The sequence below is a fragment of the Companilactobacillus paralimentarius genome (assembly GCF_963227125.1).
Taxonomy (GTDB): Bacteria; Bacillota; Bacilli; order Lactobacillales; family Lactobacillaceae; genus Companilactobacillus; species Companilactobacillus paralimentarius.
In genome coordinates this window covers 2,155,699-2,182,438 of the sequence record NZ_OY724131.1, presented here as the reverse complement: position 1 = coordinate 2,182,438, position 26,740 = coordinate 2,155,699, and the positions used below count along the sequence as shown (strand labels likewise).

The window sequence follows — 26,740 nt, the reverse complement described above, 5'->3', positions numbered from 1 at the left end:
AAACCTTTTGAGGTGATAGGATGAAACAATATAAAGTTATCGTTTGGGGCCTTGGAAATGTTGGTAGAGCAGCTATCAGAATGATTCAAGAAAAACAATCATTGAAGTTGGTTGCTGCTGTTGATGTTGACCCTAAGAAAATCGGTCGTGATTCTGGTGAAATATTTAATTTTCCTAAAACCGGTATTACTGTAACTGATAATATTGAAGATGCATTGAAGTTAGATGCAGATGTAGTTTTGGATTATACACCGTTAGTTCGTGACGAAAAGGGTGGTTTTACTCCTAGTGCACTTGATATTTGTCGAGTATTAAAGTCTAAAAAGAATGTTGTCACAACTTTGCCAATCTATTATTCACAAGTTACAACACCAGATTTGTATAAGATGATCAATGATACTGCTAAAGAAAACGGTGTTTCATATTTGCCAACCGGATTATTGCCAGGAGCCTATGCATCATATATTCCAACGGTCTTGGCAGGTTTGATGGGACACGTTGATAAAATAACTGTTCAATCAGGTGAAGACGATCAACACAACTATTCAAGTTGGGTCAAGGTCTTCGGCTATGGGATGGATCCAGATAAATTCCCACAGGATAAACTCAAATTAGGAATTGCTTCATACTACATTTCAGGTGTGTATGAGATGGGAGAGCGTTTAGGAATTAAGTTTGACGATGTAAAAGTTGATCACGAGTGGTATACAGCTCCTGAAGATTTGCACCCAACTTTTGGAACTGTTAAGAAAGGGACCATTTATGGACATAAGTTTACAATGAGTGGCATGGTTAAAGGTGAAGCTAAAGTCAGTTTGATTTATGTACACAAGATTTGTGATGATGTTGTTAAAACACCTGCCATTGATAATGAAATTCATATTGAAGGTATGCCAAAATCATTGGATATCAGCATCAACGGAATGATGCCACTAGATGAAAGTTATGTAACTAGCGCAGCGCCAAGTGTTAATGTGATTCCAATGGTAGTAGATGGACCAAGTGGATTCTTACAAGCTCTAGATTTGAAAGTCGTTACACCTTTACATTAAAAATTTTCAACAAAAAAATCCGTATTAACTGTTATAGGATAGTTCCAAAACAGTTAGTGCGGATTATTTTTAGTATCTATTGTTATTGTTGTTATTTCTTTGTTGATATCTCAATAGATCACGAATTTGTTGTAAGTATTCAGTTTGTGGGTCAGGAATTTCATCACCATTTTTATCAAACTTACTACGTGAACCATCACGACGCATTCTATTCATCATTTTAACAATTATGAAAACAACGAACATAATGATCAAGAAATTGATTATAGCATTGATGAAGTCACCGATTAGAAAATTTGCACCTAAAACTTGGAACTTCATATCTGACAAATCAATTTGCCCAATAATGAGACCGATTAGCGGATTTAAAATGTAGGTAGTTAACGCTGATACCAAACTGTTGAAAGCAGCACCAACGATAACACCGACGGCTAAGTCAACAACACTACCACGGGAAATAAACTCTTGGAATTCCTTAAACATTTTCGCCAAATCTCCTTCATTGATTTTACCTTTTTCAAAGTACAAGACTCACTCTACTATATTTTCAAAAAAATAAAAGAGGTGACATAAATATTTAGTGAAATTTTAATTGAGATTATTATTTTACTGGTGGAACGTTGTGAATATGACTTGAAGGTAATCCTAATTATTGATAAGTAATAAAAGATATTATCCGATTGGTAGCGAAAGCTCTGTACGTTTCGGCATTTTCGACTTTTGTGGAAAATGAAATTTTAAGCTAACCATAATAAGAATAACTAAATTTATTTGTTAATATATTGTGCATACTTTTTCTTGATATCTCTTAAATCGGTCAAAGCCAACTTGGTATCAACCTCGTCAGTCATTGTCTGTTTAGTGGTATCGTCCCAATTGTAGTATTTGGTCATATATTCGATAACTGGTGTTTTGATGGAACGCATGTGTTTCATGTTAAAAAGCATTTGGCTACTACGACGTAAGAGATAATCGATTGGATGTTCTACCATTTCGTGTTCTAGGCCGTACGTTAACATAGCCCAGTCGATTCTAGGTAGGCGAGCTTTAGTTTTGGTTTCTGGTAATAATTGATAAATAGCATCAACGTTAGAACCATAGCGTTGAACTAATTTTTCAGCTTCATCACGTGTCAGATTGTGGTTAGTGATTCCTTCATGAACAGCTTTATCGAAAAAGTCCATCCAGTGTTCTTCACCACCAACGTCGCCACCACCAAGTGTTAAATCTTTTGTCTGTGCCGGTTGAAATTCGTAATTAGTTTCGACTGATAATTGTTGAGCTACTCGGTCGACAATTTTTTCAGCCATTTTACGGTAACCAGTTAATTTTCCACCAGCAATCGATAATAAGTCGCTGTCGGATTGGAAAATCTCATCTTTACGAGATATTTCGGAAGGAGATTTACCTTCTTCCTGAATTAGTGGTCTGACACCGGACCAACCAGCCTCAACATCGTCAGGTGTTAGATATTGAGGTAAATCGAACATTTGATTTGCGGCGGCTAAGATGTAAGTCACATCAGTAGCTGTGATATTTGGTTCTTTCGGATCTTCAGTCCAAGTGGTATCGGTTGTTCCGATATAAGTTTTACCTTCACGAGGAATGGCAAACATCATACGATTATCGTGAAATGGCGTGTCAAAATAAATTGAATTAGAAATTGGAAATTTTTCTTGATCGATAACTAAGTGAACTCCCTTAGTCAGATGAAGATGTTTACCCTTGTTGGAATCGTCCATTTTTCGGATCTCATCAACCCAGGGACCACAAGCATTAACAACTTTTTTGGCGTGTATCTCACCGATTTCACCATTGATTTGATCTTCATAGGTAACGCCGCAAACACGTTTATCATCATTATAAAGTAGACCAGTAACTTTAACATAGTTAGCAATTTTAGCACCTAAGTCGTTGGCTTTTTTCAAGACTTCCAAAGTTAGACGAGCGTCATCAGTTCTGTATTCAACGTAAACACCAGCACCCTTAAGGTTTTCTGATTTTAAATAAGGCTCACGTTCCATAGTATCGCGAGGTTTTAACATATATTTACGTTCGGAGTACTTTACTTCAGCCAATCGATCGTAAACGTCTAATCCGATAGCAGTCGTAAACGGACCAAAAGTTCCACCTTCATAGAAAGGCAACATCATTTTCAATGGGGTAGTGATTTGAGGAGCATTGTTATAAACAATAGCTCGTTCACTACCGACTTCATGAACTTCCTTGATAGCTGCTTGTTTTAAGTATCTTAAGCCACCGTGAACTAATTTGGTGGAACGACTTGAGGTTCCAGAAGCAAAGTCACGCATTTCAACTAAACCAGTTTGAATGTGTCGACTTTGAGCGTCTAAAGTAATACCACTACCAGTAATACCACCGCCGATAACAAGTAAGTCTAGTTGGTTGGTTTGCATATCTTGTAAATTCTTAGTTCTTATACTATTTGAAAATTCTTTCATGTTGCCCTCCAATCGATAGTTACTGATTATTGAATTCAAAATAATCATAATCTCACTGAATAAGAATTGCACGAGTGAAACATAAAATTAATACATTTATTTTAATTAAAATTTCAAAAATATGAAAGCATTAAAAATTAAATGATCGTATCGTTGTAAATGTGTTTTTGAAATTCATCATATTCATTACTAAAGATATCATCGGAATGTTCCATCAACATTGATTTAGGGAAGTAGAATCGTTCATCCCCAGAAATCTTACCTGTCAAGGCATTAACCAAACGACTGATAGTAGATAATTCAATTAATGAACCATCATTTTGCATAATTTCAATCTGAGTTCGACTCTTGTTAGAGTTAGGATTGTAAACATCGTAAGGCAAATCATAACTGGTGTTAGTAGCGGTGTAATACTTCTTTTGGAAACCGACACTTTCAACAATATCAGCTATTTCAGGCAATAAATGTTTAGTCTTTTTATCATATTTGGCTGATTTAAATGGTTTACGGGCTAGAAAACGGTAAGATAAATCCTTGAGGATTTCGTCAGGGTAGCTTTGCCAAAGTGTAAAGTAAGTATTGAGAATGCCATCATCCAAAAGTAAGTAATCGTCAATATTAACTTTGTTTTCGAAGAAAGGAATCAGAAGACTTGGCATTTCAAAACCATTCATGTGGTTATGTTCGTATAAGTCTTTGGCTCTTTGCAGCAATTTAGTTAAGACAACCTCCATACCACGAGAAACAGGATGGAAATAAACTTGTTGATACATTTGGAAACGACTCAAGACATAATCTTCAACCGCATGCATGCCATCATAGTCAAAAGCAATTCCATCTTTATAAGGGCGCATAACTCGTAAGATTCTCGTTAAATCGAACATTCCATATTTGGTACCCGTGAAGTAAGCATCACGTAGTAGATAATCCATACGGTCAGCGTCAATTTGACTAGAGATCATTTGTACAACTTGAGGATTAGGATAAGTATGAGAAATGACACTAGCGACTTTTTCAGGGAAATCATCGGAAACTTGCTTCAAAACATGATTGATCTCAGTTTCTGGTGATGTGATGATCTTTCTAGTCCACATTTCATGATCGGTATCGAAGATATGTTCAAAGGTGTGTGAATAAGGACCATGTCCGACGTCATGTAAAAGAGCAGCGCATAAAGCTACAATTCGTTCATTGTCATCCCAAAGTCCATCTCCAGGAGTTTTGGTAGAATAATTTCTTTGAAAATTATCACAGATTTGGCGAGTTATCTCATAGACACCAATACAATGGCCAAAACGAGAGTGTTCAGCTCCGTGAAAAGTAAATGAAGCTGTACCAAGTTGTTTAACTCGACGAAGTCTTTGAAATTCTTTTGTGTTGATTAAATCTAAAATAACTTTGTGTTGAACATGAATATAATTATGAATTGGATCGCGGAAAACTTTTTCGCGTGGTAACATTTCGATATGGTATGGCATTATTTTTCCCCCAATATTTGTTGATTACGTTTGATTAAATCTTTTAAAGTTGCATTATAGGCTTCTTGATATGGTAGAGAATTTTGAATGATGAAGAATTCCTCTTTATTAATAGTATATTGCTTAGCTATAATAGCTAAAATCTTTTGCTTAGCTTGGTTAATTGAGAGCTCGTGATCTAACAAAGTATCAAGATTTTCCATCGAGTGAATATCTATTTGTGGATAACCATCTTTAAGAGGATAATTACTAATCTCATAGAAATCTTTCATCAACTGACTACGGTCTTTTTGCTGCCCATTGACACTGATATAGGCCATAATGGCTACAGCATTTCCCGCTCTTCGTTGAGAGATACCAGCAAACTTTTTTTGATCAATGCTAAGGTCGTATGTTCCTGGACAATAGGATGTACTGATCTCACCAGTTTTAATTTTGGAAGAAAAACTTTTTTTGAGGACCGTGAACATTTTTTCGTAAGCATCATCGATCAATAAATTATCCTTGTCTGGTAAAAAGATGGAGAAGTTAAGAATACCAGCATCGGTAACTACACCGAGTCCACCTGAATTACGAAGGTAGAAAAGATAATCTTTTTCTGATAACATTTCTAAGCCGCCCTGTAAGTTATTGAGGCGTTTGTCTTGCATACCCAAAATAACAGTTGGTGGTGTAACCCAAAAATGGATTACGGGTTGATTATTTTCGGAAACAAATTTTAAAATAGCTCCAGTATCTGAAAAAGGAACAAGCAGATCTTTGCTAGAGCTTATTTTTTGGTCGTATAATATAATAGTATTGTTCACTTAATCACTTCTTTTAATTAATTAATATAATTTTATCATGTAGAGGCGGTAAGGATTGGAAAATAATAGTATTGATGTAAATGTGAATTTGAGTATTGAAACTTTACAATCAGGCAATCTGACGAAGACAAAGATTTCTGAATCAGGTAAGTTCACTCAAATGGGTAAGTCAATTTATCTAAGATTTAATGAAAGTCTAGAAAATGGTGCAAAGGCATCCATCTTAGTAAAGGTTGGCGGCAACGGTGAAATTCATATCAAACGTGTTGCCAAATCGACTAATTTGTCTTCACTTTTATATTTTACACATCAGAAGCATAATAATGGACAATTGGAAACAGAATATGGTGTTCTACCACTAGATACATTTACCAAAGATTCAAAAGTTGAAATCGTAAGTAAACCACTTTCAGGAAAAATAAACATTGATTATGATTTGATTTACGACAATAATGTAATAGGTAATTATAAGTTTAGATTGATTTTTGGCGTATAGGTAGATATGATTATAAGTAAGACGCTGCGAAAGGACGTGTACACGTTTGAAGTTTGATAAATTCAAGGATCAAAATAAAGACGAACTCTCATTGATTGAGGTTGCATACGAGATTCTTAACGAGAATAACAAGAAAGTTATGAACTTTTCTGATATCGTTAATGAAATACAAGACTACTTAGGCAAGTCGGATGAGGACATCAAGAGATCACTTCCACAATTTTACACAGATTTAAATAACGATGGTAGTTTTCTCTCATTAGGTGAGAATGTATGGGGCTTACGTAAGTGGTATCCATATGATTCAGTTGATGAGGAAGTAAATCATCCTGAGGATAACGGTACAGAAAATGCTCACAAGGCAGCTCAAAAGGTTAATGCCTTCTTGAGTGACGATGATGAAGATGACGATGTTGTCGATTATGAAGATGACAGTGATTTAGATGTTAATGATATGGACGATGACGATGATAGTGATGGTTCAGACAATGGTCCTGACTTATCTAAATTTACTAACTCAGATTTAACATCTGTTGATGATGACGACGATGACCCTCATGATGAAGGATTAGATGACGGTATCGAAGGTCAATTATCTGAATTTGACGCGGACGATGACGACGATGAAGACATCGATCTTGATGACGACGATGATGATGAAGATGACAACGACGACGATGACGAAAATTAAGTTTAACTTTTTGAATTAAAAGTTTGACGACTCGAACATATCACGGTATTATATAGTTCGGGCTCTATTAGATAGACAACTTTAAGTTCCCTGTTCATGCTGAATGGGGAACTTTTTTATTTTTGTGAGTTAAGAAATCCCTAGAATTAATATGTGGAGGAAGTTATGACTAAATACATTTTTATTACAGGTGGAGTCGTTTCATCATTAGGTAAGGGAATCGTTGCCGCATCCCTTGGTAGATTACTAAAAAATCGCGGACTTAAGGTAACAATGCAAAAATTTGATCCATACATTAATGTGGACCCAGGAACAATGAGTCCATATCAACACGGTGAAGTTTTTGTTACAAACGATGGTACAGAAACTGACCTCGATCTTGGACATTATGAAAGATTTATCGATAATGATTTGAACAAGTATTCAAATGTTACTACAGGTAAGATTTATTCAGAAGTTATTCGTCGCGAACGTCGTGGTGATTATAACGGTGCAACTGTTCAAGTTATTCCACATATTACAGATATGATCAAACAAAAAATTATGCGTGCTGCAACTACAACAGATTCAGACGTTATTATTACTGAAGTTGGTGGTACTGTTGGTGATATTGAATCACAACCATACCTAGAAGCATTGCGTCAAATGAAGGCCGAAGTTGGTTCAGAAAACGTTGTTTATATTCATACATCACTAGTACCTTACTTGAAGGCAGCTGGCGAAATGAAGACAAAGCCAACACAACACAGTGTTAAGGAATTACGTGGTATCGGTATTCAACCTAACATCTTGGTTGTCAGAACTGAACTTCCAATGCCACAAAGCATGAAAGATAAAATTGCATCATTCTGTGATGTTGATCCTGAAGCAGTTATCGAATCACGTGATGCTAAGTCATTGTATGATGTTCCATTGAACCTACAAGCTCAAAACTTTGATGATATTGTATGTCGTTACTTGCACTTAGATACAAAACCAGCTGATATGACAGATTGGCATAAGTTGGTTGACCGTGTTAACAACTTGAAGCATAAGACAAAGATCACTCTAGTTGGTAAATATACAAAATTACAAGATGCTTACATTTCTGTTACTGAAGCACTTCGTTCTGCTGGATATGTTTATAATACAGAGATAGAGATCGAAAAGATTTCAGCTGACCTTATCAATGATGACAATGTAGCCGATTATCTTAAGGATTCTGATGGTATTCTAGTACCAGGTGGTTTTGGTAGTCGTGGCCTTGAAGGTATGATTGCTGCTATTAAGTATGCTCGTGAAAATGATGTTCCATATCTTGGACTATGTTTAGGTATGCAAATGGCAAGTATTGAATTTGCTAGAGATGTTGCTGGTATCAAAGATGCTACAACTGGTGAAGTTGATCCAGATGCAGCAAACAAGATCATCGATATCATGGCAGACAAGAAAGATGTTGAAGACCGTGGTGGTACATTACGTTTAGGTGCTTATCCATGTAAATTAAAACCAGGTTCAAAGACAGCAGCCGCATACGACAATCAATCAGTTATTCAAGAAAGACATCGTCACAGATATGAATTTAACAATGAATATCGTAAACAATTTGAAGATCTTGGATTAGTATTCTCAGGTGTTTCACCAGATAACCACTTGGTTGAAGTTATCGAAATTCCTGAAAATAAGTTCTTCATTGCTGCTCAATATCATCCAGAATTCTTGTCAAGACCTACTAAGCCAGAAGGCCTATTCAAAGGCTTTATCGGTGCAGCTTCAGGCCTTGAAGAAGACAACATGTAGTCTTCTCTTGAAGTAGTCAAATATAGTTAGGAAAAAGCTTATGCAAAAACTTGTAATCAACGGTGGAAAGAAATTATCAGGTGAAGTAACAATTGGCGGGGCTAAGAATAGTACTGTAGCCTTGATTCCAGCTGCTATTTTGTCTAATACACCTGTAGTGTTAGATTCAGTACCACAAATTAGAGATGTAAAAAATTTGCGTTCAATTTTAAAAGATATGAACGTTACTTCTGAAATGAATAATGATGTATTAAAAATTGATCCAACTAAAATCCAATTTGCTGAATTGCCTAGTGGAAAAGTTAGTAGTTTGCGAGCTTCATATTACTTTATGGGAGCAATGCTAGGCCGTTTTGGTAAAGCTGTTGTTGGTTTCCCAGGTGGGGATGACATTGGACCACGTCCAATTGATCAACACATTAAAGGATTTGAAGCACTAGGTGCACACGTTGAGAACAGACACGGGCAAATCATTATTACAGCTCCTGAAGAAGGCCTTAAAGGAGCAAAAATCTTTTTAGATATGGTTTCAGTTGGTGCAACAATTAATGTAATTCTGGCTGCTGTTAAAGCTAAAGGAACAACTATAATTGAAAATGCTGCTAAGGAACCTGAGATCATCGATCTAGCAACATTCTTGAACAATATGGGGGCAACTATTCGTGGTGTCGGTACTGAAACAATTCGTATCGAAGGTGTTGATACCTTATGTTCAAATAATGCTCATACTATTATTCCAGATCGTATTGAAGCAGGAACTTATCTTAGTTTAGCTGCAGCTAATGGTGGAGATATTTTGGTAAAGAATATCATCAGTGAACATTTAGATGCCTTTTTAGCTAAATTAGATGAGATGGGTGTGAATCTTGAAGTTGGCGAAGATAGTATCTATGTGAAACCATCTCCCAACTTAAAAGCTGTTAACATTAAAACAATGCCATATCCTGGTTTTGCTACAGATTTACAACAACCAATTACACCATTACTGATGAAAGCCAGTGGCGAAGCAATGATTGTTGATACCATCTATCCCAAACGAGTAAAGCATATTTCTCAATTGATTAAGATGGGTGCTAATATCACAAGTGAAAATGATTTGATTTTTGTTCATGGCGGAGCTCAATTAAAGGGTGCTAATGTGAGTGCCGATGAGATCAGAGCTGGAGCTTGCTTGATGATTGCTGGATTATTGGCTGATGGTCAAACAGTTATTAGCCATGCTGAAAACATTTTACGTGGTTATGATCAAGTTGTTTGGAAATTACATTGTTTAAATGCTGATGTTAAGCTGATTGGTGAAGATGATTTAGTTTAGTCTTGACTTTAGGATTATAAATTGTTAGATTAAGTGATAGTTTAATACAAGAGAGGAAGTGCGCCGTTGAGAAAATAAGCTAGAGTTCAAAATTATACAAGTATAGAAATATATGGTGTGTAGTTTTGCTCGGCTTAAATTCTCAACAGTGCTTCCCAAAAGTAAATTAGGGAACGCTGTTTAGCGTTCTCTTTTTTTGTCGAAAAAAATGAACAAACCAAGTCGATCTGACCCACACCTTAAGTGGGGTGTTGTTTTATGGGAACAATTCAAATAGAAAATGTCAGTTTTAAATATGATCAAATGGTGGATAATTTATTCAATGCTTTAAATCTAAAGATTGATGAGAGCTGGAAATTGGGTTTAATCGGACGTAATGGTCGTGGAAAAACAACTTTGATGAAAATGTTGTTAGGACAGTTACAGTATCAAGGCCAAATCATTTCCAATTTAAATTTTTATTATTATCCACAGACGGTTGTTGATAAAGATGTGCCAACCGTTGAAGTTGTTAAGAATTTAGCACATTTAGAGGATTACGATCTTTGGAAAATTGAAATTGAGTTAGAGAAATTGAAAGTTGATGTAGATGTTTTGCAACAGGAGTTTTCAACCTTGAGTCCAGGTGAACGAACCAAAGTATTGTTAGCAATCTTGTTTATTGATGAATCAGGATTTCAATTAATTGATGAACCAACCAATCATTTAGACATTGAGGGTAGAAAGATTGTTTCAGATTATCTCAAAAGTAAGAAGGGCTTTATTGTGATTAGTCATGATAAGAGCTTCTTAAATCCAGTAATTGATCATGTCATTTCAATTGATCGTAGTGATGTAGTGGTGTACAAAGGAAATTTTGATACCTGGCAAGAACAAAAAGAACGTCAAGATCAGTCGGAGTTAGCCGAAAAGGAGCAATTGAAGAAAGATATTAATCGTCTTCATGAAACAGCGGTTAAACGTGAGAACTGGTCCAGACAAACTGAATCACAAAAAAATAGAAAACATTACACAGAAAAAGTTCATTTGGATAAGGGCTTCATTGGTACCAAGGCGGCTAAGATGATGAAAAAAGCTAAAACAGCTGAACGTCGGGTCAACTCAGCTATTGATGAGAAGAAAACTTTGCTGAAAAATATTGAAATAGAAGCGCCTATCGAACTAAATTACGAAAAATTATCGCATCCTGACGTATTCGTACAGGTAGAAAATTTAAGATTACAACATGAAAATATTGTGACGCCAACAGTCGACTTCAAAGTTAAACGAGATCAAGTAGTGTCATTGATTGGACCTAACGGAATCGGCAAGACAACTATCTTTAAACAGATTCTAGGTTTGTCACAGCCTTTTGAACAGACTGGACAGATTCATGTTGCCAATAATTTAAAAATTTCTTACCTGCGTCAAGACAATGAACTACAAGGTACTATCAGACAATTGGCAGAACAAAAACAAATCGAACCAGAATTAACCTTTTCTAATTTACGTAAATTAGGTTTTGAACGCTATCTCTTTGAACAACCGATTGAACAGATGAGTCAAGGTCAACGTCGAAAGGTTGCACTGGCAGTGAGTTTGTCAGAAGAGGCTAACCTTTATTTCTGGGACGAACCGTTAAATTATTTAGACGTAATTACTCGTCAGCAAATTATTGAGGCAATAAAAAAACAACATCCAACGATGTTGTTAATCGATCATGATCAAGATTTAATTGATTCGGTTTCTAGTGCCAAGGTTTACTTACATTATTAGAATGGTATTGAATAATTGTGTAACTCATGATATTATTAGACACTGTTAGTAATTTAATCTATATTTCTGTAAAAGATTTATGGCAAAGGAGCGACATAGAATGAAACAAGGAATTCACCCAGATTACCATCAAGTTGTCTTTATGGACTCATCAACAGGTAAGAAATTCTTAGCTGGTTCAACTGTTGAATCAAAAGAAACAACTGATTACGAAGGTAACGAATATCCATTAATTCGTGTTGAAATCTCATCAGATTCACATCCTTTCTACACTGGTAAACAAAAGTTTGCTCAAGCAGATGGACGTATCGACCGTTTCAACAAGAAATATGGCTTGTCAAACAAGTAAAAAAAGTCATCCGAATGGATGGCTTATTTTTTTGCAAAGCTTTATATTTTGACTTTGCTTTTCTTTGATTTCAAGTGTGTGTAGACCCAAATGAAGTTGATCAAAGCTAAACCACTGGTACTGATAAAGACAGCGGAATAACTTAAAGCACTGGTAATATAAGAACCTAAGAGTGGTCCACAGACATTACCAACTGATTGGAATGACTGATTATATCCGAAGATTCTACCAGTGTATTTTGGATCGGTATATTTGGCCAGAATTGTCTGAACTTGAGGAACTAAGCAGGCATCAGAAACACCAACTAAGAATCTCAAAGCAGCCAACTGCCAAACGTTAGTGACAAAGGCTTGTGGAATATAAACCAAGATGGCGAAGATTAATCCACCAACTAAGATTTTTCCCGTTCCAATTTTGTCACCTAAAGCACCAAATCTAGGTGCAGCAATAATATTAGCAATACCAGGCATCGCTGCGACAACTCCAGCAACTAATGTGACCTGACTAGAATTGTGCATTAACTGTTTAACGTACAAACTAATGATCGGATTGATTGAGTTGTTAGAAGTCTGAATGATCATGGTTGTAACAAACATTGCCAAGATGAGATTAGGATTTTTCAACTTGTGGAAAATTTCTTTAGTTGATTCCTCTTCACCTTTGGGAATTGGTTTGAAATCTTCCTTGATGAAGACAGTAACCAAGATGAAAGCAATGAAAAGTAGAGAACCAGTTATCATAAAGGGAATTCGATAACCAAAATATTGTGCAATTACACCGCCGACCAGTGGTCCTAATAAAGTACCGGAGATAACACCGGTGTTTAAGGTACCCAAGGCTTTTCCACTTTCAGATCTAGGAGCTGTTGAAGCAATTAACGTATTGGAGTTACTAACGAATCCAGAAAAGACACCTTGAAGGAGTCTTAAAACAACTAATTGCCAAGGAGCAGTTACGAAGGCCTGTAGGAAAATAACAATCGCCATACCAAGTGAAGCTCGAATCAGCATTAGTTTTCGACCTCGACGGTCAGCAATCTTACCCCAAATAGGAGAAATGATTGCCATGACTAAAAACGTCGATGAAAAGGCAATACCATTCCAGATCACAAGTTGACTTTTTGTGAAATTACCTAACTGGTTAATGTATAATGGCATAAAAGGTGTAATCATACTAAAGCCAATACCTGATACAAAAGTACTAAACCATAAAACTATTAGATTCTTTTTCCAATAATTATTCGGTTCGGGAGTATCACTTGTACTAGATGTCATATACATCAAATCCTTTCTAAGTATCTTAGTATACTCTTTTTTTGTTTATATCTTATAAAATTATTTTTTCAAATTAAGGAAGTTTTTCTATGAAGATGAAGTTAAGGGAAGTTTACTCTGTATTAAAAATTGAAAGTGGCGAAGTTGAAGATGTTGAAATAACGGGTGTTTGTTTTGACAGTCGGAAAGCTAAAGCAGGTGACTTATTCTTTCCATTGCAAGGGGAACGCGATGGGCATGAGTTTATTAATAGTGCAATTAAGAATGGCATTAGTGCTACTATTTGGCAAAGTGATCATGATATTCCTAATAACGAAGTACCTTATGTTGTTGTAAAAAACGTTTCAGAGGCTTTTGAAACTTTAGCTAAATATTACTTGAAGAAAGTAAACCCTAAAGTTGTTGCTGTGACTGGTAGTAACGGTAAAACAACGACTAAGGATATGATTGCTAAGATCCTTAGTACAAGCAATAATGTTGCTAAAACACCGCAAAACTTTAATAATGAAATTGGTGTGCCCTATACAATTTTGAATATGCCAACTAATACTGAGGTTTTAGTTGTCGAAATGGGAATGGATCGTCCTGGTCAAATTGATCATTTGAGCGATATTGCTAACCCTGATATTTCCGTTATTACAATGATTGGTGAAGCGCACATTGAGTTTTTTGGTACTAGAGATAAAATTGCTGATGCAAAAATGGAAATCGTCGATCACCTTAATGAAGATGGAACCTTTGTTTACAATGGGGATGAACCACTGCTGCTAGAACGTGCTGAAAAAGTTAGTCAAAGACAAGCAACTTTTGGTAGTCATGACAACAATGATTTGTACGCAACGGAAATTAATCCGGGTAAGACGACAACTAGTTTTAAAACTAATTTGTGGCCTGAATTAGATTTTGAAATTCCAATGATGGGTGAATACAATGTCAATAATGCCTTGGCTGCAATGCTAGTAGGTAAAATGTCTCATATTAAACCGGAAGCTATGCAACAAGCATTGAAAGATTTATTTGTGACAGCTAATCGTACTGAGTGGATGAAGGCCGAAAATGGTGCTGATATTTTGAGCGATGTCTACAATTCTAATCCAACGGCTGCTATCGAAGTACTTAACAGTTTGAAGGACATTAAGACTACAGGTCGTAAATTGATTGTCTTAGGCGATATGCTAGAGTTAGGTCAGGCATCGGAGACACTCCACGAGTCCTTAGCAAGTCATATTAACAAGGAAGATTTTGCCAAAGTTTATCTTGTTGGCGATTATATGAAGTATTTACGCAATAAACTTAGTGCTAAATATGATACAAACGATCTTTTCTGGTTTGAAAAGGATCAGTTAGAAGAATTAACTACAAAATTAAAAGAAGAATTACAGCCCAATGACACGATTTTATTAAAGGGTAGCCATGGAATTCATTTAGAAAACGTTTTACATGAACTAATTTAGTCTTGTCAATTGAGATTGTTCATAAAACATGGTAGAGTAGGTAGATTGTTATTTTATCGTGTTTTAAAAAATGGAGGACATTTGTGAAATTTAAAGAATTAGATTTAGATCCCAGATTACTGAGCGCTATCAATGAAGCCGGTTTCGAAGAAACAACACCCATCCAAGCTCAAACTATTCCACTAGTTATGAGTGGGGCCGACGTAATTGGCCAAGCTCAAACTGGTACAGGAAAGACGGCAGCCTTTGGTTTACCAATTTTAAATGCCGTTGATACTCAATCAAGTAACATTCAAGCATTGATTATCTCTCCAACTAGAGAATTAGCTATTCAAACACAAGAAGAACTTTACCGCTTAGGTAGTGACAAGAAGGTTAAGGTTCAAAGTGTTTATGGTGGATCAGATATTAGAAGACAGATCCGTGCCTTGAAGAATCACCCTCAGATCGTGGTTGGTACTCCCGGAAGAATGCTTGACCACATCAACCGTCACACCTTGAAACTTGGCAACGTTAATACCGTTGTTCTTGATGAAGCTGATGAAATGTTAGATATGGGATTCGTTGAAGATATTGAAAGTATCCTTTCAAACGTACCAAACAAACATCAAACATTGTTATTCTCAGCTACAATGCCAAAACCTATCATGAAAATTGCTGATAAGTTTATGACAGATCCTCAAATCGTTAAGATCAAGTCAAAAGAATTGACTGCTGATAAGATTGATCAATACTTTGTTAAGGCTAAGGAATTTGAAAAATTTGACTTGATGACTCGTTTATTCGATGTTCAAGCACCAGAATTGGCTTTGATCTTTGGTCGTACAAAGCGTCGTGTTGACGAACTTACACGTGGTTTACAAGCTCGTGGTTACAATGCTGAAGGTATTCATGGTGACTTGTCACAGGATAAGAGAACTAGCGTTTTACGTAAGTTTAAAGCTGGTAAGTTAGACTTCTTAGTTGCAACTGATGTTGCTGCTCGTGGATTGGATATTTCTGGTGTATCACATGTTTATAACTATGATATTCCTCAAGATCCTGATAGTTATGTTCACCGTATTGGCCGTACAGGTCGTGCCGGACATTCTGGTGTTTCTGTAACATTCGTTACACCAAATGAAATGGGCTACTTACGTACAATCGAAAACTTAACTAAGAAACGTATGGAACCACTTGCTCAACCTACTGATAAAGAAGTTCTTAAAGGACAATTGGAATCAGTTAAGCAAGATATTAAAGATACTTTGGAACATGACAAACACTTGGATCGTTTCGATTCAGCTGTTCAAGAATTGTTAGCAGATTACTCTGCCGAAGATATCGCTCGTATCTTCTTAAGCGAATCAATCAAGGATGCTGAAAGTGTTCCTGTTAAGATTGCTCCTGAAAGACCACTTCCTTCACGTAAGGTAAGCCACAGTCGTTCAGGTCATGGTCGTCGTGGTAAGTTCAACGGACATCGTGGTGGTGGAGATCACCGTGGTGGCAGTGGTAACAGACGTCGTAATAGTGATCGTCGTGATGGACATCATGATGAAAAAGGTGGCAAGCGCCGCGAACATGACAACAAACGTAATGGTCGTAGCAAAAAGTCATTCAAGATTAGAACAAATCTATAATTAATGAATATATGAATTATAGTTATTGAAAATATAATTATAATGATTAAGCCAGGTAAATTATTTTACTTTGGCTTTTTTTTTACAGTAAAATAGACCTGCCAAGACGGTTGAAACTTGAAAAGTTATCTAAAAATGCTATGATTTAAGCTTAAATCAAACAAATTTTAATTTAATTGCTGATTGGAACTGCAAGAAATTGAAAACTGTGCTTTACTTCAATTGAAAACTTTTCAATTTATTATTAATTAAAAAAATAGATTGCGAGAAAAAAATATGATCAAAGGATTAGGTATAGATATTGCAGAAATTGACCGTGTACGAAAGATTTATGGTCGTCACCCTCGATTTTTAGAGAAAATTTTAAATGAAGATGAGATTGAAGTTTTTAATAACCTCAATACCGAGAAAGCTAAGATGACATACTTAACAGGAAGATTTTCTGTAAAAGAGGCTTTTACCAAAGCTATGGGTACTGGTCTTCGCGGAATTGGATTTCATGACTTAAGTGTTTTGAATCAGGAATCTGGTCAACCCTACATTAAAACTGAAATTTTCAAGGGCAATATTCATGTATCAATATCAGATACAGATGAACTAGTAATAACCGAGGTTATTCTAGAGGAGGAGAAATAAAATGTTACCATCAATTCATCGTCCAGCCTATGTTGAAGTGGACTTGTCAAAGTTAAAGAGAAATTTACAAAATGAATTAGAGGCTGTTCCCGAAGGAACAAAAGTTTTTGCTGTTGTAAAAGCCAACGCTTATGGTCATGGTTTGGTTAAAGTCGCTCAATCTGAAATTGAATTTGGAGCATCTGGACTTTGTGTAGCTTCATTAGATGAAGGCCTAGAGATTCGAAATAGTGGCGTTACAGCGCCTATTTTAGTTTTGGGTATAGTTCCCGTGGAATATGCTAAAGTAGCCGCACGTGCCGATATTTCGCTGACAGTCGGTAGTTTAGATTGGCTGAGGGTAGCTGTAGAATTGAGAGTTACTAATTTGAAAGTTCATATTGCTGTTGACAGTGGTATGGGTCGAATTGGATTCCAAGATAAGGCTAGTTTGATTGAAGCATGTAACTTTTTAAATGAACACAAAGAATCGTTTATTCCAGAAGGATTGTTCACACACTTCGCAACTGCCGATAGTCCTGATGAAAGTTACTTTGAAAAACAGGTTAAGAATTTCAAAGAAATGTCTAGTAATTTACCAACCAAATTTACTTATGTTCACTGTGCTAATTCTGCCACAGCTTTATGGCATAAAGATTTGGCCGTCAATGTAGTTAGATATGGGTTGGCTTTGTACGGCTTGAATCCATCAGGAACTGATATTACAAAATTACCATATGAGCTAGAACCTGCTTTAAGTTTGTATTCAGAACTCACATTTGTTAAAAAGATCAAAGCTGGACAAAGTGTTGGATACGGAGCTACTTACACTAGCAAGGAAGACGAGTGGATCGGTACAATTCCTCTTGGCTATGCAGATGGTTGGTTGAGAAGAATGCAAGGCTGTGATGTTTTGATCAATGGAGAACGTTGTCAAAGTGTTGGTCGTGTTTGTATGGATCAATTCATGGTTCGTCTACCTAAAGAATTACCGGTTGGTACAAAGGTCACTTTGATTGGTAAAGATGGCAATGAAGAAATTACTGCGACAGATACAGCTAAGTATGCCGGCACAATCAGTTATGAAATTCTTTGCTGTTTAAGTGAAAGATTACCTCGAGTTTATAAATATTAATTTTGATTAAAAAGTTCTATTTAAGTTAGAATGCAAAAGTGTCTAAATTTTACTGTGTTAAATTATAAAATTTAAGTAATAAATAAAAACGGTCTCTATTAGATATTCTAAGTATCGTGAATATCTAATAGAGACCGTTCTTTTAATTTTTTTCTGTGTTATTTAAAAAATTAAACGCAAATAATTGTTATATAAATAAAAATGGTAGTATCCTCTGGTTGAAATTTTAGAAAAGGGAAAGAAGTGTCAACCGTGATTAATGAGGAATGGTATAAGTTTATGCAAAATGGTGAGTATAAGAGGTATCAAATTCTTATCGATCTTAATAAACCCTTTATTGATAGATTTCAGAGAGATTTGATGGAGGAATATCAATTACAGTATTTTAAAAGTCACCCTGTTGATGAAGAATTGAACCGCTATCGGGTTGAACCGGTGTTTAAAATCAAAAGACTATAAAAAATCCGTTCTAGTTGACGTAGTTTAACTAGAACGGACTTTTAGGTTTTGTTTTGGAAATGGTTTTGTTTTAGAAATATTTTTTAGACAAGAACTATAGTGTGTTCTTATCTAGAATCTTACCAGACTTCAAATCATCAATTTCAGAAACTACAAAACTCTTCTTTTCAAGGCGTTTAATAATTTCCTTCAAAGTATCGATATCAGTGCCTGATGGTAAAGTAAATAGAGTTCTTCGTACAACTTCATTTGATTTAGCATCCAAGGTCATACAAGCAGCTACAGAGACATACTTAGCAAAAATTTTTGACATCTTCTCTAGGTCACCACGGTCGCCAGAAGAACTAACAGTCAAAACGTAACTACTAATATCAAGGTTCCAAGCATCTGATAACATGCTGAGAAGTCTTGCATGGGTTAAGATTCCATAAAATAAATTATTTTCATCCAGAACAGCAATGTAAGGCAAATCCTTAATGTTAAAGAATACTTTGAAGAAAGGTGAGTCTACGCTGATTGTTTTAGTAGCGTTCTTCATAAGTGTAGTTACAGGCAAGCTCATATCGCCACCACGAGACTTGTGACGGTAGATGTGCATCTTGTAAATGTTACCCCTAAATATTTGTCCGCTTTCATCCAAAATTGGCACACAACGGAAACCTGAGTCTTCTAGGACTTTTAATGCTTCTTCTAGTGTGACAGTTTCTTTAACTGTCGTAAGCTTGTCCTTTTTTAGTACAAGTGACTTAACTAACATATATATTCACATCCAATCTATCTATAATTGAATTAATAATACAGTAATTCAGAATAAAAAAAAAGCTGAAACAAATTTTTCATTTGTTTCAGTCTTTTTTATGCATGTATTAAGGATTATTGACGACCCTTGATACCTGTAGCTTCGAAGCCATCTTTAAGGATCTTTTCAAGTTCCTTAGCTGATTTCTTCATTTGTGCTGATTCTTCATCATTCAATGGAACTTCGATAATTTGTTTTAGACCTTTACGGTTAACGATAGCAGGTGAACCGATATAGATGTCTGAAACGCCATATTGACCAGTCATCATGTTTGATAATGGAAGAACAGTATTTTCGTCGCTTAGCAAAGCCTTGCAGATTCTTGCAAGAGCAGTACCGATACCGTAGAATGTAGCACCCTTAGTATTGATAATGTCGTAAGCTGCGTTAACAGTCTTCTTGTAAATCTTGTCAAGAGTATCTTTAGTGATTTCTGGGTGGCTTTCCATCCATTCGGCCATTGTAACGCCACCGATTGTTAGATGTGACCATGCAGCGAATTCTGAATCACCGTGTTCACCCATGATGTAACCATGAACTGAACGAGGGTCAAGATCTAATTCTTCACCAACGAATTTTTGTAATCTAGCAGTATCAAGTGATGTACCTGAACCAATTACACGTTCCTTAGGGAAGCCTGAAAGTTTCCAAGTAGCGTATGTCAAGATATCAACTGGGTTAGCAGCAACTACGAAGATACCATTGAATCCTGATTCAACAATAGGATCAACGATTGTCTTCAAGATGTTTAAGTTCTTGTTAACAAGGTCAAGTCTTGTTTCACCTGGTTTTTGTGGAGCGCCGGCTGTGATAACTACGATATCAGCATCCTTAGCATCTGAATATTCACCAGCGTGAATGTTCTTAGGGAATGAGAATGGAATTGCATCTGCAAGGTCCATTGCGTCACCCTTAATCTTGTCTTTAGCGATATCACAGATAACTAGTTCTTGAGCAATACCTTGAAGTGTCATTGCGTAGGCAAATGTTGAACCTACAGCACCGTCACCAACTAGAAGTACTTTTTGGTGGTTCTTTTCGTTTGTTGGAGTTGTCATTATAAAATATCATCCCTTCGAAAATAATATGTTCCTGACCCATTATACAAATAATTAAGGTAAATAAACAAGCCGATTGTGAAAAAAGTGAAAAAATAGTATTTTTGACATGATATAATGTAAGTTCGAAATGAGGTATATTAAATATGAAACTAATTGTTGGCTTAGGAAATCCAGGAAAGAAATACGATCGAACAAAGCATAATATGGGCTTTATGACCATCGATAGATTGATGGATGAATACGGTCAAACACAAATGAAAAAAGATTTTGAAGCTGAGTACTGTAAGTTCAAAGTCGACGGTGAAACAGTTTTTCTAGTTAAACCACTCACATTTATGAATGAATCTGGTCGTGCCGTTAATTTTTTAATGGGATATTACCAAATTAAATCTGAGGAAATGATGGTAATTCAAGATGACCTAGATATGCCTATTGGAAAAGTTAGATTACGGACAAAGGGTTCTGCTGGTGGTCACAATGGTATTAAGAGTATAATCTCAGCTGTGGGTACTAAAGATTTCAAACGAATTAAGATTGGTATACAACATCCTGATCGTCAAACAGTAGTTAACTGGGTGTTAACACCATTCAATAAGGATCAAGAACCAGTGGCTTTATCAGGTATCGATCAAGCAGTCGATATGGTTAAAGATTGGGTTGCAGGCAGTAGTATTGATCAATTAATGAATAAATATAATTAGAAGATTAAAAAGGGGGCAAAAATTGAATTTAATAAATTTCATTACAAATAAGTTGGACTTAGGGGAATTTATTAGTCAAGTTAAGCCTGAAACAAAGAATTTATTGACAGGTTTGACGGGATCAACAATTTCCCTTTTTGCATTGAATACTTTAAGACAATTAAATAAGAAGATTTTGATTGTTGAAAACACTAATTTTCATGCAAATAAGCTATATGACGACTTAAATTTATTGAACAGTGACGCTGTTCACATTTTTCCAGTTGAAGAATCAATCTCAACTGAAATAGCAACCAGTTCACCAGACGAACTGAGTCAACGATTAGATACCTTAAGCTTTTTGGCAGATGATAAACCTGGTATAGTAGTAACTTCAATTGCTGGGTTAGAGTATGAATTGTCAGCAAAAGAGCTCTTTAAGTCTGTCCAATTAAAAATTGAAGTAAATGAAGAATATGATTTAGAAGATTTGAATCAACAATTTGTTCAGATGGGATATGTAAAAGATAAGTTAGTTGCTAAACCAGGTGACTTTGCTATTCGTGGTGATATTGTCGATATTTATCCATTGAATGTTGATAACCCAGTACGAATCGATTTCTTTGGAAATCAAGTTGAAAAAATTAAGTACTTTGATACCGAAACACAACGAAGTATTGAAGAATTAAAAGAAATTCAGATTTTGCCAGCGCAAGATCGAATTGTCACCGATGATCAAGTTGAAACAGGCCTAACCAAGTTACAGAAGAGTTACGACCGTCAATTGAAATCGTCAGATGATAAAGATATTAAGGAAAATTTACAGACAAACTTCGGTCAAACAATTGAAGAATTATCGGAAGGGATTCGTCCAGAGAATATCGGTCGAATTGCTGATTATCTTTTTGAGCATCCCAAGAGTTTATTAGACTATTTAGACTCCAATGATGTCATCATTTTTAATGAATATAATCGTTTGATTGAACAGTCTAATGATAGTCAAGCTGAGAATCAATCTTGGTTGGCTAGTCAATTAGAGTTTGGTAAGGCTTTGCCAGAGCAGAAGATTCGTCAGAGTTTTGCCGATTTGATCAAAGATAACAAGTTGGCCCAAATTTATTTGTCAGCATTTCAACAGGGAATGGGACATATTCGTTTGAACCAATTGCAAAATGTACCAGTTCGAACAATGCAACAATTCTTCAGTCAAATGCCGTTGTTAAAATCGGAAGTTGAACGTTGGCAAAAGCAAAAATATACCGTACTTTTAACTATCAGTAATGAAAAACGGATTGCGGCAATCAATAATACATTGATCGATTTTGGAATTAAAGCGACCTTAACGACACCTGATAAAGTTGTTGAAGATCAGACACAAATTATGAATGCTACATTGAGTTCTGGTTTTGAAATGCCAGAACAAAAATTGGCCGTTATCACTGAAAAAGAACTCTTCAATAAACAACCAAAGAAGAGACGTCACCAAACTCTGGCTAATGCTGAAAGACTGAAGAGTTATAACGAATTAAAGCCAGGCGATTACGTCGTTCACGTTAATCATGGTATTGGTAAGTTTATTGGTATGCAGACGATGGAGGTCGACGGTAAACATCAAGATTATATTACGATTGAATATCGTGACGATGGTCGTCTATTCATTCCAGTTACGCAACTGGATATGGTTCAGAAGTACGTTTCAGCTGAAGGTAAATCGCCTAAGATCAATAAATTAGGTGGTAATGAGTGGCAAAAAACTAAACGTCGAGTTCAGTCTAATATTGAAGATATTGCTGATGACTTGATAGATCTCTACGCTAAACGTGAGGCAGAAAAGGGATTTGCTTTTCCAAAAGATGATTCGATGCAGAATGATTTTGATAATGCCTTTCCATATCCAGAAACACCTGATCAATTGAGATCTGTCGATGAAATTAAACGTGATATGGAAAAACCACATCCAATGGATCGACTTTTGGTTGGGGATGTTGGATTCGGTAAAACCGAAGTAGCGTTGAGAGCAGCCTTCAAAGCTGTTGAAGCAGGTAAACAAGTAGTCTTTTTAGTACCAACGACCTTGTTAGCACAACAACATTATGAAACTATGAAGGAACGCTTTGCGGGGTTCCCGGTGGAAATTGGAATGTTGTCACGTTTCCAAACTCGTAAGCAAAGTAAAGAGATTATTGAAAAATTAGAAGACGGATCGGTTGATATTGTTGTGGGAACACATCGTTTACTTTCGAAGGATGTTAAATTTCACGATATCGGATTGTTGATAATTGATGAGGAACAGCGTTTTGGCGTTAAGCATAAGGAAAAGATTAAACAGTTAAAGAGTAATGTCGATGTTCTAACTTTGACAGCAACACCAATTCCAAGAACTTTGAATATGTCAATGCTGGGTGTGCGTGATCTTTCTTTGATTGAAACGGCCCCTAGTAATCGTTATCCCGTTCAAACCTACGTTATGGAGCAGAATTATCAGGTAATTGCTGGTGCAATTAAACGTGAAATGGCTCGTGGTGGCCAAGTCTTTTACCTGCACAATCGAGTTGAAGATATGGATCAAGTAGCAGATCAATTGCAATCCTTAGTGCCAGATGCCCGAATTGCAACAGCACATGGTCGAATGAATGAGACTCAAATGGAAGGTGTTATTTCCGATTACTTGGCCGGTGATTATGATGTTTTAGTAACGACAACAATTATTGAAACTGGTGTTGATATGCCTAATACCAATACCTTAGTAGTAGAAAATGCTGATCGTTATGGTCTATCGCAGCTTTATCAAATTCGTGGTCGTGTTGGTAGATCGAATCGAGTAGCTTATGCTTACTTGATGTATCGTCCCAATAAGGTTTTGACTGAAGTCGGCGAACAACGTTTGGAAGCTATTAAGAACTTTACTGAATTAGGTTCTGGCTTTAAGATTGCGATGCGAGACTTGTCTATTCGTGGGGCTGGTAATCTATTGGGTAAGCAACAACATGGCTTTATCGATTCAGTTGGTTTTGACTTGTATACGCAGATGTTAAATGATGCGGTTGCCAAGAAACGTGGTCACACTAAGGCTGAGAAGACTAATTCAGAGATCAATTTGGCTTTGGAAGCCTACTTGCCAGAGGATTATATTAGTGATCAACGTCAAAAGGTTGAACTTTACAAACGAATTCGTCAGATTGATTCTTTGGAAAATTACCAAGAGGTTAAATCAGAATTGTTGGATCGCTTTGGCGATTATCCACAGGAAGTTGCTAATCTGTTGGACGTTAGTTTATTGAAGAATTCATTTGATGAAGCTTTAGTTAACAGTGTGGTTATGCGAAATAAGAAGATTACAATTAAATTTTCACAAAAAGCTGGCGATTACTTAACTGGAGATTTAGTCTTTAAGTTCCTAGCTAATACGACAATGAAGGCTAAGGTAAACAATAAAAATGGTGGATTCATGATTACCTTGGATTCAGCAAGTGTTAAAAAGGATGAATGGTTCGATCAATTGAAGGTGTTCGCAGAAAAAATGGCTGACGGCTTTGATAATTTGAAGAAAGAAAAAATAAAAAATTGATATGCAAAAAGAAGTGTCGAGGGCGATTAAGGGGACTTGGATATTAACGATTGCTTCATTGTTCTCAGAACTTTTGAGTGCAATTTATCGGATTCCACTGCAAAACATCGTAGGTGATCGGGGATACTTCATCTACCAACAGGTTTATCCAATTTATGGAATATTCTCTGTACTGGCTTTGTCAGGCTTACCAGTCGTGCTATCGAAGGCATTTGCACAGCAAAAAAACAATGCTGCTAAGAATAATTTATTAAAGAGAACTTTTATGCTCTTAATAATTGCTAGTTGTGTGGTTACAATTCTGTTGTGGATGTCTTCCAGATACTTAGCTTTTTTAATGGGCGATCCTAGACTTTATTTAGAAGTCCGAGCGGTTTCTTTAACTTTCTTATTGATACCTTTTGAGACCAGTTTGAGAGGTTATTTTCAGAGTGATCTGTTGATGACACCCAGTGCTATCTCACAAGTTTCGGAACAATTTTTAAGAATTGTGATTATCATTGGTAGTGCCTTGTTGTTTGGTCACGGAGTGATTGACGTTTATCGTATGGGAACATTGGCTAATGCTGGTGCTTTTATTGGTGGATTACTAGCAGTTGGGCTTTTAATTGTTACCTTTGTAAGAAATAAGAATAACTTTTTGGCGGCTGATCAAGATGATGGCACAATTAAGTTAGAGCATGGTTTAGCTTTAGAGATCGTCTTGATTGTTGTATTTACTGGAATTACCATTTTTTATCAATTTATCGATTCTTTTTCAATGATTCGATTATTGATGCATTCGGGTATTTCGTTAGATCAAGCTGAAATTCAAAAAGGAGTTTTTGATCGAGGCCAACCATTGTTACAGTTGGGTATTGTGATTTCACTTTCGTTTGTTTCAACAATAATGCCACAATTAAGAGAAACTAATCGATTAGAACAGAATAAAAAGACCATTTCTAAAATGGTACGAGTCTGTTTATGGTTATCGGGTGCTGAAACGGCAGGATTAATTGCTTTAATGCCACAAATCAACACGATGCTGTTTACTAATACCAATGGTTCAAGAACTTTGAGCATTTATATGTTTTCAATTATTATTGTTTCCTTTATTAATTTATTAATTGCGGTAACAAGTGGTGATGATGAAAAAAATCTGCACAAACTTGTATTGTTTGGAATGTCTTTGATAGCCAAAGTAGCCTTAAATATTATTCTTGTGCCAAAATTTGGAATTGCTGGAGCTGCTTTAGCAACTGTACTCAGCGAATGCGTAATTTTATTTGGAATCATGACTATATATGGTTTCAATCGAAGTTTCTTATCACTTGATAAGGGCTTTATCAAGGCTTTAATTAAAGCAGGTTTAGTGATGGCAATCATTGTTAAATTAGCAGTTGTGATCCTGTCATCTGGCTTAGTTATGACTAGATCAAAAAGTATTTTGTTGAACGTTATAACGATACCAATCGGCGCATTTGTGTACTTAAAGTTAACCAAGCGTTGGCATATATTGACTAAGGAAGAATGGGAAATCTTACCCATGGGAAAATATATTATAAGATTTATGAAAATAGAGGATAAAAAATGAGATTAGACAAGTATTTAAAAGTTACCAGAATTATTAAGAGAAGAACTGTAGCAAAGGAATTCACTGATAATGGTCGTGCAAGTATTAACGGTCGTGTAGCCAAATCGTCTAGTGATGTATCAATTGGTGATGTGATCGAATTGCATTTTGGTGAAAAAACAATGAAGGTAAAGGTCCTTAATATTAAGGAAACTACCAAAAAGAATGAATCAGAAGATATGTACGAAGAGATTTAGTAAAAATTAGAATTAGATTAAAATTGGCAATTTTATTGTTCAAATAATTGCTTAAACTTGTTATACTCAAGATAATCATTT

At 35.8% G+C, this 26,740-nt stretch carries 22 protein-coding genes; 15 read left to right on the top strand and 7 right to left on the bottom strand.

Annotation, left to right across the window (positions count from 1 at the left end):
- Positions 1 to 20 precede the first annotated feature (20 nt).
- A complete protein-coding gene (locus tag ACI6PB_RS10780) occupies positions 21 to 1,052 on the top strand; it encodes a hypothetical protein (protein ID WP_309510717.1) in 1,032 nt (343 codons plus the stop codon).
- A 69-nt stretch (positions 1,053 to 1,121) separates the two neighbouring features.
- Here ACI6PB_RS10780 and mscL read toward each other — a convergent pair whose 3' ends face one another.
- The 4 genes from mscL to ACI6PB_RS10760 form a co-directional block, all read right to left on the bottom strand.
- Positions 1,122 to 1,535 (bottom strand): large conductance mechanosensitive channel protein MscL, encoded by a 414-nt coding sequence (gene mscL / locus ACI6PB_RS10775; protein WP_025084375.1) that lies wholly within the window; start codon positions 1,533 to 1,535, stop codon positions 1,122 to 1,124.
- 284 nt (positions 1,536 to 1,819) lie between these two features.
- Positions 1,820 to 3,514: a glycerol-3-phosphate dehydrogenase/oxidase gene (locus ACI6PB_RS10770; RefSeq protein ID WP_025084376.1), complete on the bottom strand. Its 1,695-nt coding sequence runs from the start codon at positions 3,512 to 3,514 to the stop codon at positions 1,820 to 1,822.
- 137 nt (positions 3,515 to 3,651) lie between these two features.
- Positions 3,652 to 4,992 carry an HD domain-containing protein gene (locus tag ACI6PB_RS10765; protein WP_025084377.1) on the bottom strand — a complete coding sequence of 447 codons (1,341 nt, stop codon included), beginning with the start codon at positions 4,990 to 4,992 and terminating at the stop codon, positions 3,652 to 3,654.
- Positions 4,992 to 5,798, bottom strand: coding sequence for a lipoate--protein ligase family protein (locus ACI6PB_RS10760; RefSeq protein ID WP_025084378.1), 807 nt, complete (start codon positions 5,796 to 5,798; stop codon positions 4,992 to 4,994). The genes ACI6PB_RS10765 and ACI6PB_RS10760 overlap by 1 nt, the downstream gene beginning before the upstream one ends.
- A gap of 55 nt (positions 5,799 to 5,853) precedes the next feature.
- Between ACI6PB_RS10760 and ACI6PB_RS10755 the strand changes: the two genes are divergently transcribed.
- The 6 genes from ACI6PB_RS10755 to ACI6PB_RS10730 all read left to right on the top strand — a co-directional run bounded on the left by ACI6PB_RS10755 (position 5,854) and on the right by ACI6PB_RS10730 (position 12,183).
- Positions 5,854 to 6,294 carry a DUF1934 domain-containing protein gene (locus ACI6PB_RS10755; protein WP_025084379.1) on the top strand — a complete coding sequence of 147 codons (441 nt, stop codon included), beginning with the start codon at positions 5,854 to 5,856 and terminating at the stop codon, positions 6,292 to 6,294.
- 46 nt (positions 6,295 to 6,340) lie between these two features.
- On the top strand, positions 6,341 to 6,985 hold the full coding sequence (gene rpoE / locus ACI6PB_RS10750) for a DNA-directed RNA polymerase subunit delta (RefSeq protein ID WP_404278280.1): 645 nt from the start codon (positions 6,341 to 6,343) through the stop codon (positions 6,983 to 6,985).
- Between the two features lie 165 nt (positions 6,986 to 7,150).
- Positions 7,151 to 8,764, top strand: a complete 1,614-nt coding sequence (locus ACI6PB_RS10745; protein WP_025084381.1) for a CTP synthase — start codon at positions 7,151 to 7,153, stop codon at positions 8,762 to 8,764.
- Positions 8,765 to 8,804: 40 nt separating this feature from the next.
- Positions 8,805 to 10,079, top strand: a complete 1,275-nt coding sequence (locus ACI6PB_RS10740) for a UDP-N-acetylglucosamine 1-carboxyvinyltransferase (RefSeq protein WP_025084382.1) — start codon at positions 8,805 to 8,807, stop codon at positions 10,077 to 10,079.
- Positions 10,080 to 10,337: 258 nt separating this feature from the next.
- Positions 10,338 to 11,834 (top strand): ribosomal protection-like ABC-F family protein, encoded by a 1,497-nt coding sequence (gene abc-f, locus ACI6PB_RS10735; RefSeq protein WP_025084383.1) that lies wholly within the window; start codon positions 10,338 to 10,340, stop codon positions 11,832 to 11,834.
- 100 nt (positions 11,835 to 11,934) lie between these two features.
- Positions 11,935 to 12,183: a type B 50S ribosomal protein L31 gene (locus tag ACI6PB_RS10730; protein ID WP_025084384.1), complete on the top strand. Its 249-nt coding sequence runs from the start codon at positions 11,935 to 11,937 to the stop codon at positions 12,181 to 12,183.
- Positions 12,184 to 12,224: 41 nt separating this feature from the next.
- On the opposite strand, the gene ACI6PB_RS10725 is transcribed toward ACI6PB_RS10730, so the two are convergent.
- The gene (locus tag ACI6PB_RS10725) at positions 12,225 to 13,457 is read right to left on the bottom strand and encodes a multidrug efflux MFS transporter (protein WP_025084385.1); all 1,233 of its coding nucleotides are present in this window, start codon (positions 13,455 to 13,457) and stop codon (positions 12,225 to 12,227) included.
- Positions 13,458 to 13,546: 89 nt separating this feature from the next.
- On the opposite strand from ACI6PB_RS10725, the gene murF reads away from it, so the two are divergent.
- The 4 genes from murF (at position 13,547) to alr (ending at position 18,283) form a co-directional block, all read left to right on the top strand.
- Positions 13,547 to 14,911 carry a UDP-N-acetylmuramoyl-tripeptide--D-alanyl-D-alanine ligase gene (gene murF, locus ACI6PB_RS10720; RefSeq protein ID WP_025084386.1) on the top strand — a complete coding sequence of 455 codons (1,365 nt, stop codon included), beginning with the start codon at positions 13,547 to 13,549 and terminating at the stop codon, positions 14,909 to 14,911.
- Positions 14,912 to 14,994: 83 nt separating this feature from the next.
- Entirely contained in the window at positions 14,995 to 16,533 is a 1,539-nt protein-coding gene (locus tag ACI6PB_RS10715) for a DEAD/DEAH box helicase (protein ID WP_025084387.1), read from the top strand.
- A 276-nt stretch (positions 16,534 to 16,809) separates the two neighbouring features.
- Complete coding sequence (gene acpS, locus ACI6PB_RS10710) at positions 16,810 to 17,169, top strand: holo-ACP synthase (protein WP_404327404.1); 360 nt, start codon at positions 16,810 to 16,812, stop codon at positions 17,167 to 17,169.
- A gap of 1 nt (position 17,170) precedes the next feature.
- Positions 17,171 to 18,283, top strand: a complete 1,113-nt coding sequence (gene alr, locus ACI6PB_RS10705; protein WP_404327403.1) for an alanine racemase — start codon at positions 17,171 to 17,173, stop codon at positions 18,281 to 18,283.
- A 553-nt stretch (positions 18,284 to 18,836) separates the two neighbouring features.
- Here alr and cbpA read toward each other — a convergent pair.
- Both cbpA and ACI6PB_RS10695 read right to left on the bottom strand, forming a co-directional pair.
- The gene (gene cbpA / locus ACI6PB_RS10700; protein ID WP_025084391.1) at positions 18,837 to 19,499 is read right to left on the bottom strand and encodes a cyclic di-AMP binding protein CbpA; all 663 of its coding nucleotides are present in this window, start codon (positions 19,497 to 19,499) and stop codon (positions 18,837 to 18,839) included.
- A gap of 116 nt (positions 19,500 to 19,615) precedes the next feature.
- Positions 19,616 to 20,599, bottom strand: a complete 984-nt coding sequence (locus ACI6PB_RS10695) for an L-lactate dehydrogenase (protein ID WP_025084392.1) — start codon at positions 20,597 to 20,599, stop codon at positions 19,616 to 19,618.
- 146 nt (positions 20,600 to 20,745) lie between these two features.
- On the opposite strand from ACI6PB_RS10695, the gene pth reads away from it, so the two are divergent.
- Genes pth through ACI6PB_RS10675 form a run of 4 tightly spaced genes read left to right on the top strand, consistent with a single transcriptional unit; the run spans position 20,746 to position 26,659 of the window.
- Positions 20,746 to 21,303 carry an aminoacyl-tRNA hydrolase gene (gene pth / locus ACI6PB_RS10690; RefSeq protein WP_025084393.1) on the top strand — a complete coding sequence of 186 codons (558 nt, stop codon included), beginning with the start codon at positions 20,746 to 20,748 and terminating at the stop codon, positions 21,301 to 21,303.
- 22 nt (positions 21,304 to 21,325) lie between these two features.
- Complete coding sequence (gene mfd / locus ACI6PB_RS10685; RefSeq protein ID WP_404327402.1) at positions 21,326 to 24,850, top strand: transcription-repair coupling factor; 3,525 nt, start codon at positions 21,326 to 21,328, stop codon at positions 24,848 to 24,850.
- Position 24,851: 1 nt separating this feature from the next.
- On the top strand, positions 24,852 to 26,423 hold the full coding sequence (locus ACI6PB_RS10680) for a polysaccharide biosynthesis protein (protein WP_081784474.1): 1,572 nt from the start codon (positions 24,852 to 24,854) through the stop codon (positions 26,421 to 26,423).
- Positions 26,420 to 26,659 (top strand): RNA-binding S4 domain-containing protein, encoded by a 240-nt coding sequence (locus ACI6PB_RS10675; protein ID WP_025084395.1) that lies wholly within the window; start codon positions 26,420 to 26,422, stop codon positions 26,657 to 26,659. Before ACI6PB_RS10680 ends, ACI6PB_RS10675 begins: the two co-directional genes overlap by 4 nt.
- Positions 26,660 to 26,740 lie beyond the last annotated feature (81 nt).

Bases quoted from the DNA above. Each gene is read 5' to 3' on its own strand.
- ACI6PB_RS10745 (WP_025084381.1), top strand. From the start codon at position 7,151: ATGACTAAATACATTTTTATTACAGGTGGAGTCGTTTCATCATTAGGT.
- ACI6PB_RS10680 (WP_081784474.1), top strand. From the start codon at position 24,852: ATGCAAAAAGAAGTGTCGAGGGCGATTAAGGGGACTTGGATATTAACG.
- alr (WP_404327403.1), top strand. From the start codon at position 17,171: ATGTTACCATCAATTCATCGTCCAGCCTATGTTGAAGTGGACTTGTCA.
- ACI6PB_RS10695 (WP_025084392.1), bottom strand. From the start codon at position 20,599: ATGACAACTCCAACAAACGAAAAGAACCACCAAAAAGTACTTCTAGTT.
- ACI6PB_RS10725 (WP_025084385.1), bottom strand. From the start codon at position 13,457: ATGACATCTAGTACAAGTGATACTCCCGAACCGAATAATTATTGGAAA.
- ACI6PB_RS10675 (WP_025084395.1), top strand. From the start codon at position 26,420: ATGAGATTAGACAAGTATTTAAAAGTTACCAGAATTATTAAGAGAAGA.
- pth (WP_025084393.1), top strand. From the start codon at position 20,746: ATGAAACTAATTGTTGGCTTAGGAAATCCAGGAAAGAAATACGATCGA.
- murF (WP_025084386.1), top strand. From the start codon at position 13,547: ATGAAGATGAAGTTAAGGGAAGTTTACTCTGTATTAAAAATTGAAAGT.
- cbpA (WP_025084391.1), bottom strand. From the start codon at position 19,499: ATGTTAGTTAAGTCACTTGTACTAAAAAAGGACAAGCTTACGACAGTT.
- mscL (WP_025084375.1), bottom strand. From the start codon at position 1,535: ATGTTTAAGGAATTCCAAGAGTTTATTTCCCGTGGTAGTGTTGTTGAC.
- ACI6PB_RS10730 (WP_025084384.1), top strand. From the start codon at position 11,935: ATGAAACAAGGAATTCACCCAGATTACCATCAAGTTGTCTTTATGGAC.
- ACI6PB_RS10770 (WP_025084376.1), bottom strand. From the start codon at position 3,514: ATGAAAGAATTTTCAAATAGTATAAGAACTAAGAATTTACAAGATATG.
- ACI6PB_RS10740 (WP_025084382.1), top strand. From the start codon at position 8,805: ATGCAAAAACTTGTAATCAACGGTGGAAAGAAATTATCAGGTGAAGTA.
- abc-f (WP_025084383.1), top strand. From the start codon at position 10,338: ATGGGAACAATTCAAATAGAAAATGTCAGTTTTAAATATGATCAAATG.
- ACI6PB_RS10780 (WP_309510717.1), top strand. From the start codon at position 21: ATGAAACAATATAAAGTTATCGTTTGGGGCCTTGGAAATGTTGGTAGA.
- ACI6PB_RS10765 (WP_025084377.1), bottom strand. From the start codon at position 4,992: ATGCCATACCATATCGAAATGTTACCACGCGAAAAAGTTTTCCGCGAT.
- acpS (WP_404327404.1), top strand. From the start codon at position 16,810: ATGATCAAAGGATTAGGTATAGATATTGCAGAAATTGACCGTGTACGA.